Genomic DNA, 22,692 nt, shown 5'->3' with positions numbered 1-22,692 from the left:
CTCTTACGATTTAGTTTGTGTGGTTAAAGATATGATACGTCTTCTTACCGCGGCGTACAACGGTCACTTCTTTACCAATTGCATTTTCCTTAGAAACGACAAAATTTGTATCACTCACAACTTCGCCATTTACGCGAATTGCTCCACCTTCAATGAGCTGACGTGCTTCACGCTTGCTTGGACATACTTTAGTATTAACCAGTAACTCAACAATATTTTCATCAGCCGTTACTTCAATGGATGCACTGTCTGCAAACACTTGACGAATTTGGTCAACGGTTAGCTCTTGTACATTACCTGAAAAGAGTGCGTTGGTGACACGTTCTGCCATTGCAAGACCTTCCTTACCGAAGACAACTTCTGTTAATTCCTTTGCAAGTTCCTTTTGCGCAAGTCTTAAATGTGGTTCTTTAATAAATGACGCTTCGATTGCTTGAATTTCTTCAACACTCTTAAACGAAAGACGTTTTAAGAAATCAATCACATCGTCATCACTTGTATTAATGAAGAATTGATAGAAACTATAAGCATCCGTACGGTTTTCATCCAACCAGATATTTTGACCTTCACTCTTACCGAATTTTGTGCCATCTGATTTCATGATTAAGTGTGAGGTAATACCAAATACTTCAGCTTCTGGCCCTTCAACCTTACGAATTAGATCTGCACCACTAACAAGGTTTCCCCATTGATCAGACCCACCAATTTGTAGTTCAATACCATAGTTTTTGTATAAATGAAGGAAATCAATCGATTGTAAGATTGTATATGAGAATTCTGTAAAAGAAATTCCAGTGCTTAAACGCTTTGCAATCGTATCTTTTGCCAACATATTACTTACGCTGAAAAATTTACCATAATCACGTAAGAAATCAAGAACGGTTAAATCTCCCAGCCAATCACGATTGTTTACAATCGTAACTGGATTATTATCACTTGAGAGAATACGTTCAATCTGAGCCCCAATACCATCTACATTTTTTTGTAAGTCTGCATCATCGAGCATTGAGCGTTCTGTTGTAGGACGTGGGTCACCAATCATCCCGGTTGCGCCTCCAACCAATGCAATTGGCTTATGACCTTGCATTTGGTAACGCTTTAATAAAATTAGTTGTTGAAGATGACCGACATGGAGGGAATCCGCAGTTGGATCAAACCCACAATATAGCGTAATTGGCTGCTCTAATCGTTTTTCCAACGCTTCATAATTGGTAACATCCTTAACAAGACCACGCCAGTTTAATTCTTCTAAAAAATTCATTTTCTTTTCCACCTTTATTTTTCTTGTGTATCAAATAACATTTTAATTTTTAAATAATATCGCTGCATAATATCAAGCATGCATGTGACCGCTAAAAGCGTTGTCGCATCATGAGGATATATATACCCAGATGCACAAAACTTATCAAGCTCTGGCCACTTATCTTCTTTAAAAATCAAGTTCTTAGCTAAAAATTGTGTTTTTAATAATGCTTGTTCTCCATTATGCATTAAAACCGCTTGATCATCATGACGACTCATAATATAGAGTAACGTTGATGTAATCGATTTATTTTTTTGTAAGAACGGAACGTATTGATTAAATACTTCGCGCATTCCGTTATTTAAGATTTCATAGCGCTTCGGTTCCTCAGTGAACATATTATTCTGAGTAAACCCTTCACTTATTTTTTTAATTTGTTTCGTTATATCTGCATAGCCTCGTGAATTAATAAATGCAAACATTACTGTGCTGGTAATGAATACGGTATAGTGGTAGGATTGCTGATTTAAAACGGCACGTTGAATCTTCGTTTCAACTTCGTTTTGGAAACGAGCAATATCAACCGTACTTGTGCTATTCACTGAGAATATCCGTTGCATTTCATCTTTGTATGTACGAACAAGATGAATAAACTTTTCGAAATTCATTTGTTCATTACTGCCACGATAATTGGGACCATACATACCAAACCCCATTGTTTTGGTAAATGAACTCACATACCCATAAACTAAGATGTTCGACAGAATTGTCTGTTTATCACCTTTTACAATATAACCTTCAACTCGTTTAGTATAATTATCAATGTATTTTGGATCTTCTACAATATCATTCATCAATTCTTCAAGCGAGGACTTATAGTAGTCATCAAGTCTATTTTTATATCCCAGCGCTTCACGGGTCCACTTTTGATCACAATCGAACACATCACTATCAATTGCAAAGCCTAATGGATGGTGATCTTCATAGTGAACCAAAATATCTTTGACCGTTTTTGCGCTTTCGTCCAGTTTAATGTAGAACATTAGTCCTTCTTCATCAAACGTATACGACCAAGATTCCATATTGAATCGTTCCCAAAGCTCAAAAAAGATGGTGAATACTGCATAGGACACAATGTTACGTTGGCGATCTTCCCCCGCAAAAGACCCACCTAAAACAAGGAGGGATCCATTCTGCCCTTCAATCATACTTTTCATGATACCATTACGTTTTTCACGTAACTCACGAATTGATTCAGATGTTAATTGAACAATATTCATAATAATACCTCTTTCAACATATAATATTCTACCATGAAATCATCGTTTAAGGTAATGTAAAACTCAAAGAGCCATAAAAAAAAGGCAATACGCCTTTTTTTCGGAAAAATATTATTTAACAAGGGAAATCTGTAACCATATTTATTTTTAAGGAGAAGAAATATAGTCATTGTAAACAAAATGTTTACGTGTATAGAATACAAAAACATTATGGTATGAATTCGCCGAAACTGTGTTAATTTGTGTGAGCCGGTTTAAAGATAGAAATCATGACTGTAGGAACCACCATAATAGCTCCGAAAATAAAGATAACCGTTTGAATTGGCATCTGTTCAACGAGAATCCCTGAGACAAGTGGTGTAATGATTGCCGAGAATCCAATACTCATTGAAATCGAGAACATCTGTGCTGTTGAACGTAAATGACTTGGTGATTCTCTAAAAATTAAATCTTTTTGTGCCACCAGAATAAGTGGGAATGTGATTGCTTGAAGTGTTGATAGGACAATAATTTGGAACACAGATGTCGCCATGCCATAGGTTATCATTCGAATGATCATAATCATACTGGAAAAAACCATTAAGTTTTTGCCACCGTATTTTTTCAGTAGGGCGCCCCCCACTAACATCAGTGGAATCTCACTGAGTGCCTCCACAAACCATTTTACCCCAACATCTTGAGCATTACCCCCAAGATGAAACATATAATCCGTAATGGTAATTGAATCCACATTGATTACAAAATAGGTCAGTGTAAAAACAAGAACCAAATACATGTAACGTTTATTCGTGAAAAGTACTTTTAAATCTTTAAAACTGAGTGTCGTCGCCACACCATCCCGACTTTGTTTGGACGCATCTTCAAGTTTAAAAGAATAAAAAATAACCACAAAACTTAAAATGCCAGACAAATAGCCTAATGATGCATAACCATAGCGATGGATAAAAAATCCAGACACGAGAGATGCTAAGGCCCACCCAAGCGAACCAAAACTCCGAATAAAGCTAAATTGATGATAAATGCCATCAACTTCCAACACCCATGTCTCAAAAAGATTCGAAAGAATTCGAACAACACCTGCCATCGTTCCTACTAAGAAGAAGTGATAATAAAAATTATGTATATTTATACAGTAGGAAAGCATCCCTGTTGCCGCTAAAATAAATGTTCCGTAGATAAAAAATCGCTTAATCGTTCCAAATCGATCACATAAATAACCGGATAGAATTTGGCCTACCATCGCAATGATGGCTAGAAAAGAAAGAATAAGTCCCCGTTGTGATGCCGAATAACCAAGATGCGTTAAAAAGGGCACTACTTGCGGAAACAACAATCCATGTGAAGCATACATCAAAAACATAACAGCACTAAAATTGATAATCTTTGATTTATTAGACATTTTTATACCTCATACACTCTAAGCCTCATTATACCATTTATTTCTCTAATGTTTTCACCAATTGGGCCAAAAAAACCCTAATCGCGATTAGGGTTCATAATTGCATTTTCAGTAATAATAACATCACAACGAATATCATGATCTTGTTGGAATGGAATATCTGTTTCTTGAAACGAATACGCAACACCAATTTTTATTGCATTAATACCTTTAAGAAAACGATCATAATAACCGCCACCATAACCAATACGATAACCTTGTCTATTAAAAGCAACCATGGGTACGATTACCACATCAATTTCATCTGCTGAAATTTTATGATTGGTTGTGGGTTCAAGAATCCCCATCACCCCAGGTTGTAACTGTTCAAAACCTGTTATCGTGTAGAAGTCCATCGATTCTCCTTTAATTTTAGGCAAACAAATTGTATAGCGATCATCCCAAAATAACGTTTCCATCATTCCATAAGTATCCACTTCATGATTAAATGCAGCATAAAGTGCAATTGTTTGATGCCCTTCTAAACGATCCATTACAGCATTATGAATTACGCTATCCCAGGGAGCACGCATCAGCACATCGTATTGCTTGCGCTTCTCTAAGACTCCCTGAGCAATCGTTTTTTTATCCAACAGAGCCTTCCATCTCCATTTTCATAAGTTGATTTAATTCAACCGCATATTCCATCGGTAATTCCCGAGTAAAGGGTTCCAAAAATCCCATAATAATCGTTTCAGACGCTTGTTCTTCACTTAATCCCCGACTCATAAGATAGAAAAGTTCTTCTTCAGAAATCTTCGACACACGCGCTTCGTGTTCAATGATGGACGCATTGGTATCGACAACATTGACTGGCATGGTATCACTCATAGAAAGCGGATCTAGTATCAACGTATCACACTCAATTTTAGTTTTCGCATTTATTGAATTTTTATCATGGTGCACAATACCTCGATAATTCACAGTACCACCATTGCGTGATACTGATTTTGAGATAATGGTACTTTGAGTATTGGGTGCTTTATGAATCATTTTCGCTCCAGCGTCTTGCCATTGATTAGCCCCCGCAACAGCAATAGAGATGGTCATACCTTTAGCATATTCTCCAATTAAAACACACGAAGGATATTTCATAGTTATATAAGCACCAATATTACCATCAATCCACTCCATCATTCCGTGTGCCTCAACTTGGGCACGCTTTGTGACAAGATTGTAAACATTTGATGACCAATTTTGGATGGTCGTATAACGACATTTAGCATTTTTATGAACAAATATCTCCACGACTGCAGCATGCATTGCATCTTTTTTGTAAATCGGTGCTGTACACCCTTCAACATAATGCACATCGGCGCCTTCATCCACTATAATCATGGTTCGTTCAAACTGCCCCATTTGCTCAGCATTAATTCTAAAATAGGACTGCAATGGTTTATCCAATGTTACTCCTTTTGGAATATAGATAAACGATCCTCCAGACCATACCGCTGTATTCAATGCCGCAAACTTATTATCATTGTAAGGTACAAGCTTTCCAAAATATTCCTTTACAATTTCAGGATGTTCGCGCAATCCCGTATCCATATCAAAAAATAAAACCCCTTTAGATTCCACTTCCTGAAGCATGCTTGCATAAACGACTTCGGAATCATATTGAGTCGCCACACCTGATAAATATTTAGCTTCTGCTTCTGGAATTCCAAGACGATCAAAAGTATTGCGAATTTCTTCAGGAACATCCTCCCACGTGCGCTCCACTTGGTCACTCGCACGCAAGAAATAGATGTATTCATCAAAATCTACCTTAGAAAGATCTGCACCCCATGAAGGCATTTTTTGCTCCTTAAAGGATTCATAAGCCTTTAAGCGTATTTCAAGCATCCACTCAGGTTCATTTTTAAGCCGTGAAATTTCACGCACCACTTCTTCATTTAAACCTTTATCAAATGCTACAACACTTTCGATTTCATCATGAAAACCGTATTGATATTCTTCGTTTGGTAAGCGATCGCGATCATCAATTTTCTCTTCACTCATCTTTATCCCTACTTTCTTCAATAATATCCGTCAAACCACGCCACCCTAACGTTGCGCACGTAATCCGATTCGCTTGTCGCCCAACATTTTTAAACGCAACCGCTTCTTGAAGAAGCTCCTCATCAAAAGATTCCAGATGAATCATTCGATTATATTCAGCAATAATCTTTTCGGCTTCTTCTAAAGTCTTCCCTTTCACAAGCTCGGTCATAATTGAGGCAGCGGAAGTCGCAATTGTACACGCTTGACCATCAAAACAAACATCTTCAATAACGCCATTTTTAATGGATGCTTGAATGGTTAAATCATCAATACAGGAATCCGTACTGACACGTTTTTTTGTATATGCTTCGTCGGTCCGCTTATTTCGTGGATTTTCATAATGATCCATAATTAGTTGTCGAAGAAAACGGGGATCTTCAAAATAATTCATTTTATCACTCCAAATCTATAGATAGAGGTCGATACATTTTTCCAACGTAATCGTCTCTAACGCTTTTATCAATTTCGTAACATCCGCATCATTATTATAAAAATAGAATGAAATACGAACACTTTTTTCCATATTTAATGCCCCATTAATAAGTTTTGCACAATGCTCACCCGATCGAACGCTAATACCCTCACGATTGAGATATGCTGCAACATCCTGAGCAAAAATTCCCTTCACACTAAATGTAATAAGCCCCATATCCGCATGTTGATTATAAACCGTTATATGATCCATCGCATTCAATGCATCCAATGCACGTTGATGAAGTGGCAAGATAATTGCGTGAATGCGCTTCATACCAAATTGAGTTAAATAATCAAGTGCTGCGCCAAAACCAAGCACGCCCTCAATATTCGGTGTACCTGCTTCAAATTTCGCAGGTCCAGATTTTAATTCCACGATGCCACAGGCATCAAAACGAATATTACTGCCGCCTCCATGGGAGATGGGATACATTTTCGTTTGTATTTCGGGTTTGACATAAAGAACTCCTACACCTGTAGGCCCCAGCATTTTATGCGCAGAAAACGCCATAAAATCAACATCTAAGTCTTTGACATCAATTGGCATATGTCCGATTGATTGAGCTGCATCAAGACAAAATAACGCGCCATGGTCATGTGCATACTTTGCGAATGATTTAATATCATTAACATATCCCAAAACATTGGATACATGAGCCATCGATACCAGTTTTACCTTATCGTGAAATGCACTCGAAAGCATTTCAAGTGTAATATGACCCGCATCATCCAGGGGAACAAATTCAACTTTAAAACCAATTTCTTCCGCCATTGCATACCAAGGAAGAATATTGGATGCGTGTTCTGCTTGATTTAACAGCACCACGTCATCTTTTTTGAGATAATATTTAGCATACCCACTTGCAACAAGGTTTAAAGATTCACTCGCTCCCGAAGTAAAAATAATAGACTCCGGTGTTGTTTGAATAAAATCCGCTGTTTTCTTTCGAACGGCTTCATATAAATCACTGGTTTCAAGGGATGTATCATAATCTCCGCGATGAATATTGGAACTTAGACGTTCATAATAATCAACAACAGCATCAATAACACATTGAGGTTTTAAAGCTGTAGCGGCATTATCAAGATAACTAACATCTGGATGGTGCTTAAAAAAAGGAAAATCTTTTTTTATTGAATCCATTGTGTATTCACCTTCTCTGTAATTTCTTCTTTTAATTGTGTTTGAATCGTTTCATCATCAATTGCATCTACAATTGGCATGAGATAACCCATTATAATAAGACGCAAGGCATCCTCACGTGTTAAACCACGGGATTGAAGATAGTAGATGTGCTCTTCATTCGGTTGGCCCACAGAAGCCGCATGTGATGCTGCTACATCATTTTCATCGATAAGAAGCATCGGATACACTACACCATGAACATCTTCTCCTAAATTCATAATGCGACTCATTTGATGGGTTTCAGATCCTGAATTTCCTTTAGCAATACTTCCTATTACTTCTAGATTTAGACTTCCTTTATTAAGGACAATCGCATTACACTCAACCATTGCATAACTTTTACGGGCTTGATGATCTGCCTTTACCGTCCATTTTAGTTTATTAAAAGCAATCACTGCGCCTTTAAATTCACAATGACTTCCCAAACCAAGGTACTCAATATGGGTATATTTTTGATGGTTTCCTTGACTCATCTCACCATAGTTTGCGATTAAGTGCGCGTGTTCATACAACTTAATGTGCTCATTCACTTCCAAAGCTTCATCACTTTGATTGATCCACAAATATTTAAAATTCGCCTGTTCTGATACATGAAGTGTTAGATCAAGTGACCCTTGACCTTTCGCAATAATATAGAGGGTACCCGTTGCACGTTTAGGAATCGTAATGGATACTTTTTCTTCACCTTGAATATCAAGTACGATTGAATTCATCGGTTCCGTCAAGCTAAATTCCGTCATTATTTATCACCCATTGCTTCACGCACCGCACATGTTCCAAGGACACTTGGACGTTTTGTCGCTTTCTCTTTTTCAAGCGTTCTTTCAATCCAATCGTAACCTTCGCGATCAATTTTACTTACAAGTGTTTCATCCGAACTTAATACAATACGACCATCAATCATGATGTGTGTATGAGTTGGTTGAATAAGCTCAAAGAACCGTTCATAATGACTTACAATAATTAATCCCATTTTTTGTTTATCTTGTTCCTCTTTTAATACCTTAGCAACCAGTGCGAGTGCATCAATATCAAGTCCCGAATCAATTTCATCCAACATCGCAAACCGTGGTTCTAACATAATCATCTGCAAGATTTCATTTCGCTTTTTCTCACCACCACTAAATCCTTCATTTAGGAAGCGATGTGCAAGATCTTCTTTCATTTTAAGACGTTCAATGCTGCCTTCCATGGACTTCACAAATTCAAATAAACCGATTGGTGTTTCACGACGCGCATTTAAAGCGGACTTTAAAAAATCAGAATTTGTTACTCCAGAGACTTCTTGTGGATATTGCATTCCTAAAAACAATCCGAGTTTACTGCGCTCATCCACTTCAAGTTCAAGAACATTGATATCATCTACATAAACAGATCCTTCCGTAATCTCGTAACGCGGATGACCCATTATAGCAGAAAGAAGTGTTGATTTCCCATTCCCATTGGGACCCATGATTGCATGGATTTCATTCTCATTAATCACAAGATTGACACCCTTGAGTATTTCTTTTCCTTCAATTGCTACATGTAAATTTTCAATTCTTAATTGTGCCATATTATCACTTTCCTCTACTTATATCTTAATTCTTATATTATAGCACAAGATTAATCCGAATAAGGCGACCATCGCTCACGAAACGTATTCGTAACGTGTTGCATTGACCCCTCAAATAACCTATAATTAATGAGACAAAAGGAGGATTGTAATGATTGACAATTTAAAAAAATATTGGTTTGTCGTCGTTATAGGTTTGGTACTGATTGTCGGTATCGGGTATTTTACTAAGGAACAGATGAACGCTGTTTTGAGCGGTAAAAAAGTAGACGGTAAAGATGTAATATATGAGGTTGCTGGGAGTGATTATACTGCAGATGCATATTATAATGAACTCTTAGAATCGAAAGGAACCGCAGAGATTTATAAATTATTCGAACGCGCTGTTCTTGATTCAATGGAAACAACTGAAGATATCGTTAAGAAATCTAAAGAAGAAGCTGAAACAGTTAAAACTAATGTTTCTGCACAAAATGGTGCAGCAGGGTTAGAACAATTGGATAAAGCCCTTGTTTCATTAGGTTATAAAGGTGTTGATGAAATGAACAAGTTTTATGAAAACTCAAATAAACTTGATGTTATTTTAGGTGATTACCTTGAAGCAAATTACGATCAATATGTGAAAGCATTTATCGAAGAAAATCAACCTCGTGTTGTAAGTCACATCCTTGTCAAGATGGACGATTCAAAAAATCCTACTGCTGAAGAAACAGCAAAAATGGAGAAAATTGATGCAGCTTTAAAAGAGGGTAAATCTTTTAGTGATGTTGCTATGGAATTTTCCGATGATGGAACAGCCCAAAATGGCGGTTTACTCGGATATATGGATAAAACATCAAGTTTAGTTCCTGAATTTATTGAAGGAGCTACAAGTATCAAGAAGGGTGAAACAACTGGGTGGGTTACTTCACAATACGGTCGTCATCGCATTACAGTTCAACAAGACTCTTTCGAAGAAATCAAATACGATAAAGATTTCTTAAAAGCAATATCAACAAATAATCCTAAAATCCAATATCAAGCAATCTGGGAAAAAGCAGAAGGCTTAGATATTAAGTTTGCGGATGATTCTGTCAAAGCAGATTTAATGGCATTTATGGGTCTAGGAGGTAATCAATAATGAAAAAACTTCTAGTTTCACTCCTCGCACTGCTGATGCTTGCGGGATGCAGTGATGCACGTGCAATGATTTCCACAGATGAAGAGATATTCTCTGTCGGAAGTGAAAAAATCACATCAAAACGTCTTTTTGATGTTATGAAACTCAGTGATGGTGGAATGACTGTTGTTAAGTCGGCACAAAATAAAATTACTGAAAATGTTGCGGATGCAGATGTAAAAGCAGAAGCAGATAAACGTCTTGAAGAGATCAAAGAAGTTTTTGGTGATCAACTTGAAGAACGTTTAAAACAAAGCGGTTATGAAAGTGTTGATGCTTTCATGGCACAAACTGTTTATCCTGAGCTTAAAATGACACATCTTCTTAAAGAAAAAATGGTTGCAGATTTTGAAGCATTAACGACAGAAAACGCACCCCGCAAAGCGCGCATTCTTCAATTAGAGAATCAAGAAAAAGCGGACGAAGCTCTTGAGAAAATTAAGGGCGGAGAAAACTTCGATGATGTCGCAAAAGATTACAAAGTTACGGGTTCTTCATATGATGGAAGTGCTAAAGTACACCTCTTGAAATCAGTGCAATATCCTCAAGAAGTTGCGGATGCACTTAAAAATGCAACTGAGCCTACATTATCTGGTGTTCTCAGTGATTCAAGTGATGACAGTAAATATATTGTTCAAATTATTGAAATCGATGCCAATCGATATCAAGATGAAACCATTGAAGCATTTGTAGGATCCAAAGATATCGTTAATCAATATCTTGCGCAACTCTTTGTGGATAATGGATTTAAAATCTATGACAAAGATGTTTATGATGCGGTAGCTGAAAAGTTCCCACAATACTTAAACATTCAAAAAGACAAAGACGCTAAATAAGCGTCTTTTCTTTATGCTATAATAGCGCTAGAGGAGGTCTACTATGACACTTTTTGAAAAAATTATTAACCGAGAAATCCCCGCAAAAATAATATGGGAGGACGATGATGTCATCGCATTTCTAGACATATCACAGGCGACTAAAGGCCATACCTTAGTTGTACCAAAGGTTGCGACAGAATCTGTACTCACCGCGACACCAGAGGTCGTCTCAAAGGTTAATTGCACGGCACAAATGCTTGCGTTAAACCTTATGAAAACCTTTGGCGCATCCGGTGTTAATATTTTGACGAACGCCAATGAAGTAAGTGGACAAACCGTCCCTCATTACCATGTTCATGTTATTCCACGCTATGACGTAGAGGAATTAAAATTTGTACCTGTACCCAATCATCATGACCTTGATGAAGTTTTCAAAATCTATCAAGATTACCAAAATAGTCAATAGAAACATAAAAGTATTGAGTTGTACATTCAATACTTTTTTTTATATCTTGGCACCGCAAGCATCGTCATTGAAAAAAATAATTTACTTATTATATAATCAAATTAGATCATACATATTCATGATTCGTATTGAATTCGCATAGATTCTCTATGTCGCTGAACTTCTTGATTTATTCAAAGAAGTATATCCTTATTTAGAAAAGGAGTAACTACATGAAAATAGAATTAGGTATCAGTACTTTTGGAGAAACAACACCCCTCGAACATACGGGCGTTGCCCCTACTCACGATGAACGCATTCGTCAGCTTGTTAAGGAAATTGAATTAGCCGACCGTGTCGGACTCGATATTTATGGCATTGGCGAACATCATCGCTCTGATTTCGCAGTTTCAGCCCCTGAGATTGTTCTGGCTGCAGGAGCCGTCAATACGAATCACATTCGTTTAAGTTCAGCCGTTACCGTCCTCTCTTCAATTGATCCTGTACGTGCGTATCAACAGTACGCAACCATCGATGCGCTATCTAACGGACGTGCCGAAATGATGGTAGGACGAGGTTCATTTACAGAATCATTCCCACTGTTTGGCTATGATTTAAAGAACTATGAGGCCCTCTTTACTGAAAAATTGCAGATGCTTCGTACCATCGTCGAAAACGAAACTGTTACCTGGGAAGGTCACCATACCCAATCCCTTGATCATACAGGTATTTATCCCCGTTCTGTCCAAAAAAACCTTCCTATTTGGGTCGCAACAGGGGGAAATGTAGAGTCAACTGTGAATATAGCGCGACAAGGCTTACCCATCACCTACGCGATAATCGGTGGAAACCCTTTACGCTTTAAATCACTGATCGAAGCTTACCACGCAATTGGGAAACAAATGGGATACCCGAAAGACCAGCTTCAAGTTGCAGCACATTCTTGGGGATTTATAGCGGATACATCGGAAGAAGCAAAAGATAACTATTTCTACCCCACGAAATTATTGATTGAAGCAATTGCGAAAGATCGCTCGAATTGGGTTCAAACCTATCGTCGTGAAGATTTTGACGTTGCGACAGGACCGGGTGGTGCGATGTTTGTAGGAAGTCCGGAAGACGTAACACCCAAACTCATCAAGATGATTGAAGACCTTGGGCTCAATCGATTCATGCTCCATCTCCCTATTGGGTCAATGGAACATGAAGATGTTCTTCATGCTATTGAATTGTTTGGAACACGTGTCGCCCCTGCTGTACGCGATTATTTTAAAGATAAATAACAATAAAAAAAACATCAACGATTTCGGTTGATGTTTTTTTCGCCTATTATTCCGCAGGCTTAACGTCTTCTTTTTTGACTTCCGGTTTTGGTAATAATGCTTTACGGGATACGTTTACACGGCCCTTTTCATCAATTTCCATAACCTTAACTTTAACGATATCCCCTAATTTAACGATATCTTCTGGTTTTTCAACACGACTATGATCCATTTTTGAAACGTGTAAGAGTGCATCCGTTCCCGGGAATAGATTTACAAATGCTCCAAATTTTTCAATACGCACAACCTTAGCATCATAGATTTCTCCAACTTCTGCTACACGTACGATATTTTCAATCATCGCTTTTGCTTTGTCAATTGAAGCTTGATCTGTATGGTAAATCACAACACGACCATCATCTTCAATATCAATTTTAACATCATTACATTCTTCAATGATTTGATTAATGATTTTACCACCTGCTCCAATAACATCACGAATTTTATCCGGTTTAATGTTCATTTGAGCAATTTTAGGTGCATATTCACCCACAAAGGTACGAGGTTCTGAAATCACGTCATCCATTGCAGCCATCATTTCTGCACGACCTTTTTTCGCTTGAGCTAATGCTTCACGAAGAATATCTTCTGATAAACCTTTAATTTTGATATCCATTTGAAGTGCTGTAATCCCTTGTTTTGTTCCAGCAACTTTAAAGTCCATATCTCCAAAGTGATCTTCCATTCCTTGAATATCTGTTAGGATGGTGTAATCTTCACCATATTGAACAAGACCCATCGCAATTCCACTCACTGCCGCTTTAACAGGAACACCTGCTGCCATCAACGCTAATGAACCCGCACAGATACTTGCTTGAGAAGAAGAACCGTTTGACTCAAGAACTTCCGCTACTAAACGAATTGTATATGGGAATTCCTCTTCAGAAGGAATAACATAGGATAGAGCACGCTCACCTAAAGCACCATGGCCAATTTCACGACGCCCTGGCGCACCCATACGGCCTGTTTCACCAACACTGTAAGGAGGGAAATTATAGTGATGTAAGAATCGTTTAGAATCCACATCCGATAAGTCATCAATTATTTGAGTATCTGCCATTGCACCTAGGGTACAAACAGAGAGTACTTGAGTTTCACCTCGTGTAAAGAGTCCACTACCGTGAACACGACTTAATAAATCAATTTGAACATTTAATGGACGTACTTCATCAACACCACGGCCATCAGGACGAATTTTTTCAATCGAAATAAGGCGACGAACTTCATCCGCAACCATTCCGTGCGTAACTTCTTTAACGTATTTTACCGTTTTATTCTTTTCAGATTCCGTTTCATAGGATTTCGCTTCAAAATGTAAAACCGCTTTTTCTTCAAGTTCATCAATCGTTCCATAACGTTTTAATTTTTCATGAATCGCAACGGCTGCACGTAAATCTTTACCTACAAGCGCTTCAACCTCATCAACAATTTCTGTTGGAACTTCATAGAGTGTAACTTCCATCTTTTCTTTCGCAACTTCTTGTGCGATTTCAATTTGGAAAGCACAAAGACGTTTGATCCATTCATGACCAAATAACATCGCTTCAAGCATTAGTTCTTCAGAAACTTCCTCAGCGCCAGCTTCAACCATATTGATTGCATCTTTTGTACCCGCAACAATCAAATGCATTTTTGATTTTGCTTGCTCTTCAAGGGTTGGATTTATAACAAACGTTTCGTCAATATAACCAACAGTAACCCCTGCAATCGGTCCTTCAAAAGGAATATCCGAAACCATCAAGGATAAAGATGCCCCAAACATTGCTGCCATATCAGGTGCACTGTCTTGATCAACAGATAAAACTGTATTAACAACTTGTACTTCATTACGGAACCCTTCCGCAAACAATGGACGAATTGTACGATCAATTAAACGTGATGTTAGTGTTGCATGTTCACTTGGACGTCCTTCACGACGTAAAAACCCACCTGGAATCTTCCCAACTGAATATAATTTTTCTTCATATGTAACTGTAAGTGGGAAGAAATCGATGTCTTTCGCTTTCTTGCTTGCAGTTGCAGCGGATAATACTGCAGTATCTTCATAACGCACTAAAACAGACCCACCAGCCTGTTTTGCTAATTCTCCCGTTTCAACTTTTAGACTTTTTCCACAAAAATCTAGTTCAAATACTCTCTTGTTCATAGATTCACCTCAATATCTTATTCAATTTTAACACATTCTATACGTATTTGATATAACAAAAAAGGAGCAACTGCTCCTTTTCATGTTTTTTATTATTTTCTTAATCCTAGGCTTGTGATTAATTCACGGTAACGGTTAATGTCTTCGTTACGTAGGTAAGTTAATAAATTACGACGACGTCCAACTTTTTTTAGAAGTCCACGGTTTGAGTGGAAATCTTTTTTATGTTCTTTCATATGTTCTGTAAGCAAGTTAATTTCTGCTGTAAGAACAGCTACTTGAACTTCTGCTGAACCTGTATCGCCTTCATGACGTGCATATTGAGTCATGATTGCTTGTTTTTCTGATTTTGATAACATGTATGTATCCTCCTGTTTTTCAGACCTTCATCACCGAGAGTATCGTCGAGGAAACGGATATCCCAGTCATAAAGCCTACAAATAATAACATACCCATGCTTAATAGGCAAGTGAATTTCTTTATGATCCCGTGAAATTAAAGGGAAAGCGAACTTTAGAATTCACCTCTCAAACAGCCTCGATTGAATTCATCTTGATTTTATTGTATCTACAACATCCTTGTTTTCAACTGTTGAAGCGAGAGGACTTAAACTGGTTTGAGGGCACTATAGAAATTGAATCGTAAAGACTATAAATTCATCTGTATTTTTATCGTTTGTGATTTGAGCATAAAGATCACTTAATGTCACAGTGTTGGTGTAAATTGAAGAAGAAGCATACGCCAGTAGATATGTTTCACCAAATTCAACGGTTTCAAGACCGTCAGTGAATTGAAACGAATGCTCTGGCAAAACCATCTCAATCTGTTTTTCAACGGATACAAGCTGTTTATTTGCCATCTCTAACGATAAAACCATCGTATTCTTCAATAACTCAAACTGAATCGTTTTAAGTCGTATTTCATCTTCATTTTCAACCTGTAGATGGTTTTGATTCATCAAAACTTTGTTTTCGATAACTCTACCGTTTCGAATCAAAACACAATTCAAATGAAAGTTTTGCGTCTCAAGTCGTTTTGAAAGCGAAAAGGTGTTCGGTTTTGTAATCAGAAGATCTGTTCCAGGAATCATAACCTGAATCATAATCCCTAAAGCAACCACAGCCACAAGACCTAAAAACATTGTTTTATATTTCATAATTGCCCCTTTTTAAATTATTATAGCACAGTCATGGTATAATTGATTTTACTTAAGGAGGGTATATTTATATGAAAAAAGTTGCATGGATTGGTACAGGTGTTATGGGGAAACCCATGGCGTTACATTTAGCACAAGCAGGTTATGCTGTCTCAGCATATAATCGCACATTCTCAAAAGCAAAAGCAATGGAACCATCAGCCACGGCATGTCAAACCATTGAAGCAGTCGTACAAGATGCGGATGTTGTCTTTGCGATTGTAGGGTATCCAAATGATGTAAAGGATGTTTTCGAAGAGGTCATGAAGCATGCGAAACCAGGTTGTCTTTTGGTAGATATGACAACATCTTCTCCATCACTTGCGAAATCCTTGGCGGATGATGCAGAAAAACATGGATATAGAATGCTTGATGCCCCTGTAACCGGTGGAGACTTAGGCGCAATCAATGCGACCCTCTCAATTATGGTGGGCGGCGATCACGCCGATTTTGAGTCCGTACTGCCTCTTTTGAAGGTTATGGGTAAAACAATTAATTATATGGGTACGCATGGTAATGGACAACATGCTAAATTAGCGAATCAAACAGCCATTGCTGGAGCCCTAGCAGGCACTGCCGAAGCGTTGCATTATGCACACCATCATCAAATCGATATGACAACCATGCTTAATGTCATTACGGGTGGTTCAGCAGCTTCATGGCAAGCTGCAAATAACGGTCCAAAAATGATATCAAAGGATTTTGAACCTGGATTTTACCTTAAACACTTCCTCAAGGACTTAAAGTTAGTGATGGATGAAAAAGATGATTTGTATCTTCCTATTGTAGAAAGTGTATGTAAAATCTACCAAACACTTAGCGAACATGGATATGATGAAATGGGAACACAAGCCATTATCGATTACTATATAAATCAATTATCATGAAATCACGCATAAACCGAGATTTACTCATACCGCTAATCGCCTCTGTTTTATCATTGGTTGCATTTATTTATATCTATCTAAAGCAAACACAGTTTGGTCCATTCAATCTAAGCTTGCTGATAATTCTTCTCGTTTGCGCTTTAAATGCATTATTGTTTGGTATCTATAAGCAGTTTTCAAAACGTGTTGATACACTTGAGTTGAAATTTCTAACTGTTATTTGGATTGGACTCAGTCTCTGTCTTGTACTGATTTCAGTTGCTACTGTATTGATCTTAGTTTCATTATAGAAAAAACCTGTATGATTCCATCAATTTGGAACCATACAGGTTTTTTATTCATCATTTAAGATAGACATGAAAGGAAGCAACGTATCATCCAACATTACAAATCCTTCAAATGTCGTTTTTAACACATCTTCTGTTTGGTATAGAAGTTTACGAGAAATACCTTCTTCAATCGCATCGTTGAAAACCTGTGTCATAGGAATACCAAAGCGTTCTTCAAATCGCGAAAAGGCGACACCATCTTTAAGACGCAAGCCCATCATCATAAACTCAAACATCTCGTCTTCGACCGTGAGGTCGATGACTTCATGGTACGAATCTTCTTTGAGATACATCCCAAGTTTAGTTGTCCAAGTCTTACGTTGATGATTATGTTTTAAACTCGAACCCGGACCAAGGGCATAAAAATCTTCATAACGCCAATAAACTTGGTTATGTTGACTTCTCGAACCCGGAAGTGCAAAATTTGAAATTTCATACTGTTCATATCCTGCATCCTCCATTAATTGAATGCACGAAAGAAACATTTCAGTTTCAAGTTCAATCGGAACAGGTTGAATGCCACGTCTTCCAAATAATGAATTGGGTTCAACAGTTAAGGCATAAATGGATACATGATCAGGTTTCAGTGCAATAATATCGCGCATTGATGCTTCAAAACTTTCAAGCGTTTGTCCTGGAAGTCCATACATCAAATCTAATGAGATGTTTTCAATTCCAATTTTACGCAATAACTTAACCCCTACCTCAACATCATAAAATTTATGGTGTCGGCCTATTTTTTCGAGGAGATCATCATGTGTTGTTTGAACACCCAAACTCATTCGGTTCACACCGTAATCGTGAAGCATCTGAACATTTTCTTCCGTAAGATTTTCTGGATTGCCTTCAAACGTCCATTCATAATCATCTGCAAGTTTCGGTTTCAATGCTTTAAGTAACGCTTCTAATTGATCATCTTCAAGAGAAGTTGGGGTACCACCCCCAACATAAATTGTTTTTAGGTTACCGGGTAAACCATTAATTTGTTGGATCAAACGAATCATAAACTGATCTGAAATTTGCCGTGCGTAATGAAAGCGCGTAAAATCGCAATATCCACAGATATGATCACAAAATGGAATATGGACATAAAGTGCTTTAGTACTCACGTTTCATCACCTCATCAATTTTATCGTTAATCAACAATTCGATATCGTAGTCACGATCGAGACATATGGAAATTGTATACATGAGTACATCCGCAATCTCTTTCTTAAAGTTCGCTTCATCATTCAAACTTTCTTGCAATTCAAGCGCTTCTTCCACAACACATGCGGTCATAAATTCGATGGTATCTGTTTTATCCCAACCAAAGTGTTCTCGCATCGCTTGAATGCGTTTATTAACGTGACTATTCATCATCCATTGACAGAACAGACATAAATGCTTCTTGAGGTATTTCCACTGAACCAACTTGCTTCATACGTTTCTTACCTTCTTTTTGCTTCTCTAAGAGTTTCTTCTTACGTGAAATATCACCACCATAACATTTCGCAATAACGTTTTTACGGAGTGCTTTGATGGTAGAGCGGGCAATAACTTTCTGATTAATAGCCGCTTGAATTGGAACTTCAAACTGTTGTCTTGGAATAAGTGTTCTTAGTTTTTCAGTAATTGCTTTTCCACGATTAAACGCAAAGTCGCGATGGACAATGGTTGATAGTGCATCGACAATTTCTCCATTGAGAAGAATATCCATCTTCACAAGATTGGATTGTTGATAGCCAATAAACTCGTAATCAAAAGATGCATAGCCTCGAGTCGTTGATTTAAGACGATCGAAGAAATCAAAAACAATTTCCACAAGTGGCAAATGATAAACAATGTTCATACGGGTACCATCAATTGTTTGCATATCCATATAAATTCCACGTTTATTTTGACAAAGTTCCATTACAGCACCAACATAGTCAGATGGCACCATAATTTGAGCCTCGACAAAGGGTTCTTCAACATGATCAATCACATTTGAAATTGGCATTCTTGATGGATTGTCTAATTTTAACATTTCTCCATTTGTTAGGTAAACATGGAATTCAACTGAAGGTGCTGTCGCGATTAAATCAAATTGAAATTCGCGTTCCAAACGTTCTTGGATTACATCCATATGAAGCAGGCCTAGGAAGCCACAACGGAATCCAAACCCAAGTGCTTGTGATGTTTCTGGCTCAAAAACAAGGGAGGAATCATTCAATTGCATTTTCTCTAAAGCTTCTCTTAAATCTGTATAACGTTTACTATCAATTGGATAAAGCCCACAATATACCATTGGGTTTAATTTACGATATCCTGGTAGTGCTTCTTTGGCAGGATTATCCGCGAGGGTTATTGTATCCCCCACGCCAATTTCTTTAATGGATTTGATGCTAGCACTAATCCATCCTACTTCCCCCGTTACGAGTTTATCTTTTTTGATTTCAGTGGGTGTCCGCACACCCAATTCAGTCACCTCAAACACTGCACCAGAAGCCATAAATTGAATCTCGTCGCCAACTTTAACTTGGCCTTGTTTAATATTTACAAATGCAATAACACCACGATAGGTGTCATAAATTGAGTCAAAAACCAAGGCTTGTAAAGGTGCATCAAGATCCCCTTGAGGGGCTGGAATTTGCGAAACAATCCCTTCCAAAACTTGGTCAATATTTAAACCTGTTTTCGCACTGATTAACGGTGCATTACTTGCATCAATACCTAATACGTCCTCAATCTCACGTTTTACACGTTCTGGATCTGCAGAAGGTAAATCGACTTTATTGATAACAACCATAATTTCCAAGTCGTTTTCAATTGCAAGATATGCATTTGCGAGTGTTTGTGCTTGAATCCCTTGTGTCGCATCCACAATAAGAATTGCGCCTTCACATGCAGCAAGAGAGCGAGACACCTCATAAGTAAAGTCAACGTGACCAGGAGTATCGATTAAATGGAAGATATACTCTTGTCCATCATTTGCTTTATATGCAAGTTGAACAGCATTCAGTTTAATTGTAATCCCACGTTCGCGCTCAAGATCCAACTGATCCAATAATTGCGCTTGCATATCACGGTGTGCAACCGTATGTGTTTGTTCTAAAATACGATCCGCTAATGTTGATTTTCCGTGGTCAATATGAGCGATAATAGAAAAATTTCGAATATTTTTTTGATTCATTTAGTTACCTCTTAAATATTTCATTAGTTTTTGTAATCTTGGATAAAACAATGTCGCCAATATGACTGCGAAAATACCTTGAACCAAATCACCTTTTAAGGCCACAAAAAAGGATGGCCAGCTTTTGGTTAAGAAAACCGCAACAAACCCATACATCGTCATCATCCAAAGTGCTGCCAGTGAAAAGGGAATCCATCGTTGACGTGTATCAAGGTAGCGTTCTAAAAGCTTAATAATAATAACTTCCCCCGCTTTGATAAAGAGAGAAAAAATAGCGTAGACAGCATAACCACCTGCAATGTCGGCTAAAGCACACCCAACACCTGCCGCAAAGATCGCACCTCCAAGCGGAAGCATAATTGGGGATACCATAATAACAAAGTCACTGAGATTAAGATATCCTCCGGTTGCGGATGGTATTTTAATGATGAGTGTTACCGTCGTAATCAACGCTGTAACAATACCAATCATGACTAAAGTCTGTGTACGTTTTACTTCATAATTTTCTCTCATTCAAATCGTTTCCCCTTCCAATTTCGACCCAGTCCATTTGCGAAATCATGAGCAGACGTTATCGGTTTTCCTGCTGGCTGTATCAAAGTAATTGTAACGGATCCATTAACACAAGCAACGGTAAGCCCACTCTCATCTACTGATATGACTTCCCCAGGTGCATACGAATGACTTGATTCGGACATTGTAACCCCATGAAACTTAACATTCATCCCTTCAACAACACCATATCCAACCGGCCATGGAATTAGACCTCGAATATGATTATAAACATCAAAAACAGATCTATTAAATGAAACAAACTCATCTTCGCGTTGAATTGTGTAAGCGAGTGTGACGTGTTCTTTATTTTGTGGTACAAATGATAAATCGCCTTCAAGATAAGCTCTTAAATCCTCTTGAATTAGAATTTTGGAAGCCTCCATTAATTTTGACTCGACATCGCCCATCATGTCATGATCATCAATTGATACGCGTCGAGATGCGAGCATATCCCCACTATCCATACCGACATCCATTCGCATTAACGTAACGCCTGTTTCCTTTTCGCCACGAATGATTGACCAATGAATGGGTGCCCCTCCACGATATTTTGGGAGCAATGAAGCATGAACATTCAAACAAAGAAATTTTGGATAGTCTAAAATGGCTTTAGGGACAATCTGTCCGTAGGCACATGTAACCACTAAATCGGGTTCAAATTTTAAAACATCTTCAATTGATTCTTTAATTTTGATGGGTTGAATCACCGGAATTTCGTGCTTTAAAGCTAATTCCTTAACAGGGGGGGCCTTTAAAACCTTTTTACGTCCAAAAGGACGATCTGGTTGGGTCACCACTGCAACCACATCATAACCATCATCTAATAATTGTTGTAACACAACACAAGAAAAATGTGTTGTTCCCATAAACATAACGCGCATATTATCACATCCTAGCACATATTATAACACGTGCTCGAAACAAGTGCATCGTTCATTCTTAATTTCCAAAAAACATTATTTGAACCAATGTGAAATTTATATCACTGAACTTACACATTGAGCAAACTTCAAACGTGTTACAATGTTTCTATACTGGGAGGTGGCAATTTATGGCAATTATCGCAAGTAATGCAAAACGAACAAAAACAAATCGTAAATCGGAAGCTGCAAACAAGAGCCAACGTTCAAGTTTGAAAACAGCACTTCGTAGTTTTAATTCCGCAATCGAAGCTGGTGACAAAGAAATGGCAGAACGCCTATTCAATCAAACCAATTCATTGTTGGATAAATCGATTACAAGCAACATTCATCACAAAAACTACGTAGCCCGTAAAAAATCCGATTTATCATTAAAACTTAACACATTAAAATAACCTTCATACGAAGGTTATTTTTCTTTTATCAAATCTCAACCGCACCACTTTTACTTTTATTAAAGTCTATCTCATAGGCCGTTTTGAAGTCAAATATTTTTCGCGGCATTGAGTTAATTTTGAAGCAAATATCATCAAGATATTGTTG

The 22,692-nt window shown here is 37.7% G+C and carries 24 protein-coding genes and 1 pseudogene; 7 read left to right on the top strand and 18 right to left on the bottom strand.

Features of this window, described 5'->3' with window-relative positions:
- Nucleotides 1–10: 10 nt before the first annotated feature.
- The 9 genes from tyrS to sufC all read right to left on the bottom strand — a co-directional run bounded on the left by tyrS (nucleotide 11) and on the right by sufC (nucleotide 9,219).
- On the bottom strand, nucleotides 11–1,261 hold the full coding sequence (tyrS, locus tag EPJ90_RS04065) for a tyrosine--tRNA ligase (RefSeq protein WP_161636654.1): 1,251 nt from the start codon (nucleotides 1,259–1,261) through the stop codon (nucleotides 11–13).
- A 14-nt stretch (nucleotides 1,262–1,275) separates the two neighbouring features.
- The gene (locus tag EPJ90_RS04060) at nucleotides 1,276–2,523 is read right to left on the bottom strand and encodes a citrate lyase holo-[acyl-carrier protein] synthase (RefSeq protein WP_200542700.1); all 1,248 of its coding nucleotides are present in this window, start codon (nucleotides 2,521–2,523) and stop codon (nucleotides 1,276–1,278) included.
- Nucleotides 2,524–2,758: 235 nt separating this feature from the next.
- Nucleotides 2,759–3,922, bottom strand: coding sequence for an MFS transporter (locus EPJ90_RS04055; protein ID WP_200542699.1), 1,164 nt, complete (start codon nucleotides 3,920–3,922; stop codon nucleotides 2,759–2,761).
- A gap of 77 nt (nucleotides 3,923–3,999) precedes the next feature.
- The gene (locus EPJ90_RS04050; protein WP_200542698.1) at nucleotides 4,000–4,554 is read right to left on the bottom strand and encodes a 5-formyltetrahydrofolate cyclo-ligase; all 555 of its coding nucleotides are present in this window, start codon (nucleotides 4,552–4,554) and stop codon (nucleotides 4,000–4,002) included.
- Nucleotides 4,547–5,962: a Fe-S cluster assembly protein SufB gene (sufB, locus tag EPJ90_RS04045; RefSeq protein ID WP_200542697.1), complete on the bottom strand. Its 1,416-nt coding sequence runs from the start codon at nucleotides 5,960–5,962 to the stop codon at nucleotides 4,547–4,549. The genes EPJ90_RS04050 and sufB overlap by 8 nt, the downstream gene beginning before the upstream one ends.
- Nucleotides 5,955–6,395, bottom strand: coding sequence for a Fe-S cluster assembly sulfur transfer protein SufU (gene sufU / locus EPJ90_RS04040; protein ID WP_125164722.1), 441 nt, complete (start codon nucleotides 6,393–6,395; stop codon nucleotides 5,955–5,957). The genes sufB and sufU overlap by 8 nt, the downstream gene beginning before the upstream one ends.
- Nucleotides 6,396–6,410: 15 nt before the next feature.
- A complete protein-coding gene (locus tag EPJ90_RS04035) occupies nucleotides 6,411–7,622 on the bottom strand; it encodes an aminotransferase class V-fold PLP-dependent enzyme (protein WP_161636658.1) in 1,212 nt (403 codons plus the stop codon).
- Complete coding sequence (locus EPJ90_RS04030) at nucleotides 7,610–8,404, bottom strand: SufB/SufD family protein (protein WP_161636659.1); 795 nt, start codon at nucleotides 8,402–8,404, stop codon at nucleotides 7,610–7,612. Before EPJ90_RS04030 ends, EPJ90_RS04035 begins: the two co-directional genes overlap by 13 nt.
- Nucleotides 8,404–9,219 carry a Fe-S cluster assembly ATPase SufC gene (gene sufC, locus EPJ90_RS04025; protein ID WP_200542696.1) on the bottom strand — a complete coding sequence of 272 codons (816 nt, stop codon included), beginning with the start codon at nucleotides 9,217–9,219 and terminating at the stop codon, nucleotides 8,404–8,406. Before sufC ends, EPJ90_RS04030 begins: the two co-directional genes overlap by 1 nt.
- A gap of 151 nt (nucleotides 9,220–9,370) precedes the next feature.
- On the opposite strand from sufC, the gene EPJ90_RS04020 reads away from it, so the two are divergent.
- From EPJ90_RS04020 to EPJ90_RS04005, 4 genes are all read left to right on the top strand, one after another.
- A complete protein-coding gene (locus tag EPJ90_RS04020; protein ID WP_125164726.1) occupies nucleotides 9,371–10,339 on the top strand; it encodes a peptidylprolyl isomerase in 969 nt (322 codons plus the stop codon).
- Entirely contained in the window at nucleotides 10,339–11,214 is an 876-nt protein-coding gene (locus EPJ90_RS04015) for a foldase protein PrsA (protein WP_161636661.1), read from the top strand. The genes EPJ90_RS04020 and EPJ90_RS04015 overlap by 1 nt, the downstream gene beginning before the upstream one ends.
- 43 nt (nucleotides 11,215–11,257) lie before the next feature.
- On the top strand, nucleotides 11,258–11,662 hold the full coding sequence (locus EPJ90_RS04010) for an HIT family protein (protein WP_161636662.1): 405 nt from the start codon (nucleotides 11,258–11,260) through the stop codon (nucleotides 11,660–11,662).
- Nucleotides 11,663–11,874: 212 nt separating this feature from the next.
- On the top strand, nucleotides 11,875–12,924 hold the full coding sequence (locus EPJ90_RS04005; RefSeq protein ID WP_200542695.1) for an LLM class flavin-dependent oxidoreductase: 1,050 nt from the start codon (nucleotides 11,875–11,877) through the stop codon (nucleotides 12,922–12,924).
- A gap of 46 nt (nucleotides 12,925–12,970) precedes the next feature.
- On the opposite strand, the gene pnp is transcribed toward EPJ90_RS04005, so the two are convergent.
- The 3 genes from pnp to EPJ90_RS03990 all read right to left on the bottom strand — a co-directional run bounded on the left by pnp (nucleotide 12,971) and on the right by EPJ90_RS03990 (nucleotide 16,265).
- Entirely contained in the window at nucleotides 12,971–15,109 is a 2,139-nt protein-coding gene (pnp, locus tag EPJ90_RS04000) for a polyribonucleotide nucleotidyltransferase (RefSeq protein ID WP_200542694.1), read from the bottom strand.
- A gap of 92 nt (nucleotides 15,110–15,201) precedes the next feature.
- Complete coding sequence (rpsO, locus tag EPJ90_RS03995; protein WP_003773100.1) at nucleotides 15,202–15,468, bottom strand: 30S ribosomal protein S15; 267 nt, start codon at nucleotides 15,466–15,468, stop codon at nucleotides 15,202–15,204.
- Nucleotides 15,469–15,734: 266 nt separating this feature from the next.
- Nucleotides 15,735–16,265, bottom strand: coding sequence for a hypothetical protein (locus tag EPJ90_RS03990; RefSeq protein ID WP_200542693.1), 531 nt, complete (start codon nucleotides 16,263–16,265; stop codon nucleotides 15,735–15,737).
- Between the two features lie 71 nt (nucleotides 16,266–16,336).
- Between EPJ90_RS03990 and EPJ90_RS03985 the strand changes: the two genes are divergently transcribed.
- Complete coding sequence (locus tag EPJ90_RS03985; RefSeq protein ID WP_161636667.1) at nucleotides 16,337–17,191, top strand: NAD(P)-dependent oxidoreductase; 855 nt, start codon at nucleotides 16,337–16,339, stop codon at nucleotides 17,189–17,191.
- Entirely contained in the window at nucleotides 17,188–17,481 is a 294-nt protein-coding gene (locus EPJ90_RS03980) for a hypothetical protein (protein WP_200542692.1), read from the top strand. Before EPJ90_RS03985 ends, EPJ90_RS03980 begins: the two co-directional genes overlap by 4 nt.
- Nucleotides 17,482–17,525: 44 nt before the next feature.
- Here EPJ90_RS03980 and hemW read toward each other — a convergent pair whose 3' ends face one another.
- From hemW to fmt, 5 genes are read right to left on the bottom strand one after another with little or no spacing between them, the layout of a single operon-like run.
- Nucleotides 17,526–18,629, bottom strand: coding sequence for a radical SAM family heme chaperone HemW (gene hemW / locus EPJ90_RS03975; protein ID WP_200542691.1), 1,104 nt, complete (start codon nucleotides 18,627–18,629; stop codon nucleotides 17,526–17,528).
- Complete coding sequence (locus tag EPJ90_RS03970; RefSeq protein ID WP_161636670.1) at nucleotides 18,619–18,882, bottom strand: MazG nucleotide pyrophosphohydrolase domain-containing protein; 264 nt, start codon at nucleotides 18,880–18,882, stop codon at nucleotides 18,619–18,621. Before EPJ90_RS03970 ends, hemW begins: the two co-directional genes overlap by 11 nt.
- Nucleotides 18,872–20,674, bottom strand: coding sequence for a translation elongation factor 4 (gene lepA, locus EPJ90_RS03965; RefSeq protein WP_200542690.1), 1,803 nt, complete (start codon nucleotides 20,672–20,674; stop codon nucleotides 18,872–18,874). Before lepA ends, EPJ90_RS03970 begins: the two co-directional genes overlap by 11 nt.
- Nucleotides 20,675–21,187: an ECF transporter S component gene (locus EPJ90_RS03960; RefSeq protein ID WP_125164736.1), complete on the bottom strand. Its 513-nt coding sequence runs from the start codon at nucleotides 21,185–21,187 to the stop codon at nucleotides 20,675–20,677.
- On the bottom strand, nucleotides 21,184–22,110 hold the full coding sequence (gene fmt, locus EPJ90_RS03955; RefSeq protein ID WP_200542689.1) for a methionyl-tRNA formyltransferase: 927 nt from the start codon (nucleotides 22,108–22,110) through the stop codon (nucleotides 21,184–21,186). Before fmt ends, EPJ90_RS03960 begins: the two co-directional genes overlap by 4 nt.
- A gap of 170 nt (nucleotides 22,111–22,280) precedes the next feature.
- On the opposite strand from fmt, the gene rpsT reads away from it, so the two are divergent.
- Nucleotides 22,281–22,544, top strand: a complete 264-nt coding sequence (gene rpsT / locus EPJ90_RS03950) for a 30S ribosomal protein S20 (protein WP_125164737.1) — start codon at nucleotides 22,281–22,283, stop codon at nucleotides 22,542–22,544.
- 28 nt (nucleotides 22,545–22,572) lie between these two features.
- Here the strand turns inward: rpsT and EPJ90_RS03945 are convergent.
- Nucleotides 22,573–22,692: pseudogene (locus EPJ90_RS03945) on the bottom strand (IS30 family transposase); the annotation flags it as partial.

This window comes from Erysipelothrix sp. strain 2 (EsS2-7-Brazil), assembly GCF_016617655.1.
Classification (GTDB): Bacteria; Bacillota_I; Bacilli_A; order Erysipelotrichales; family Erysipelotrichaceae; genus Erysipelothrix; species Erysipelothrix piscisicarius.
The sequence above is the reverse complement of the archived record's forward strand: the minus strand, read 5'-3'. Positions and strand labels throughout refer to the sequence as shown.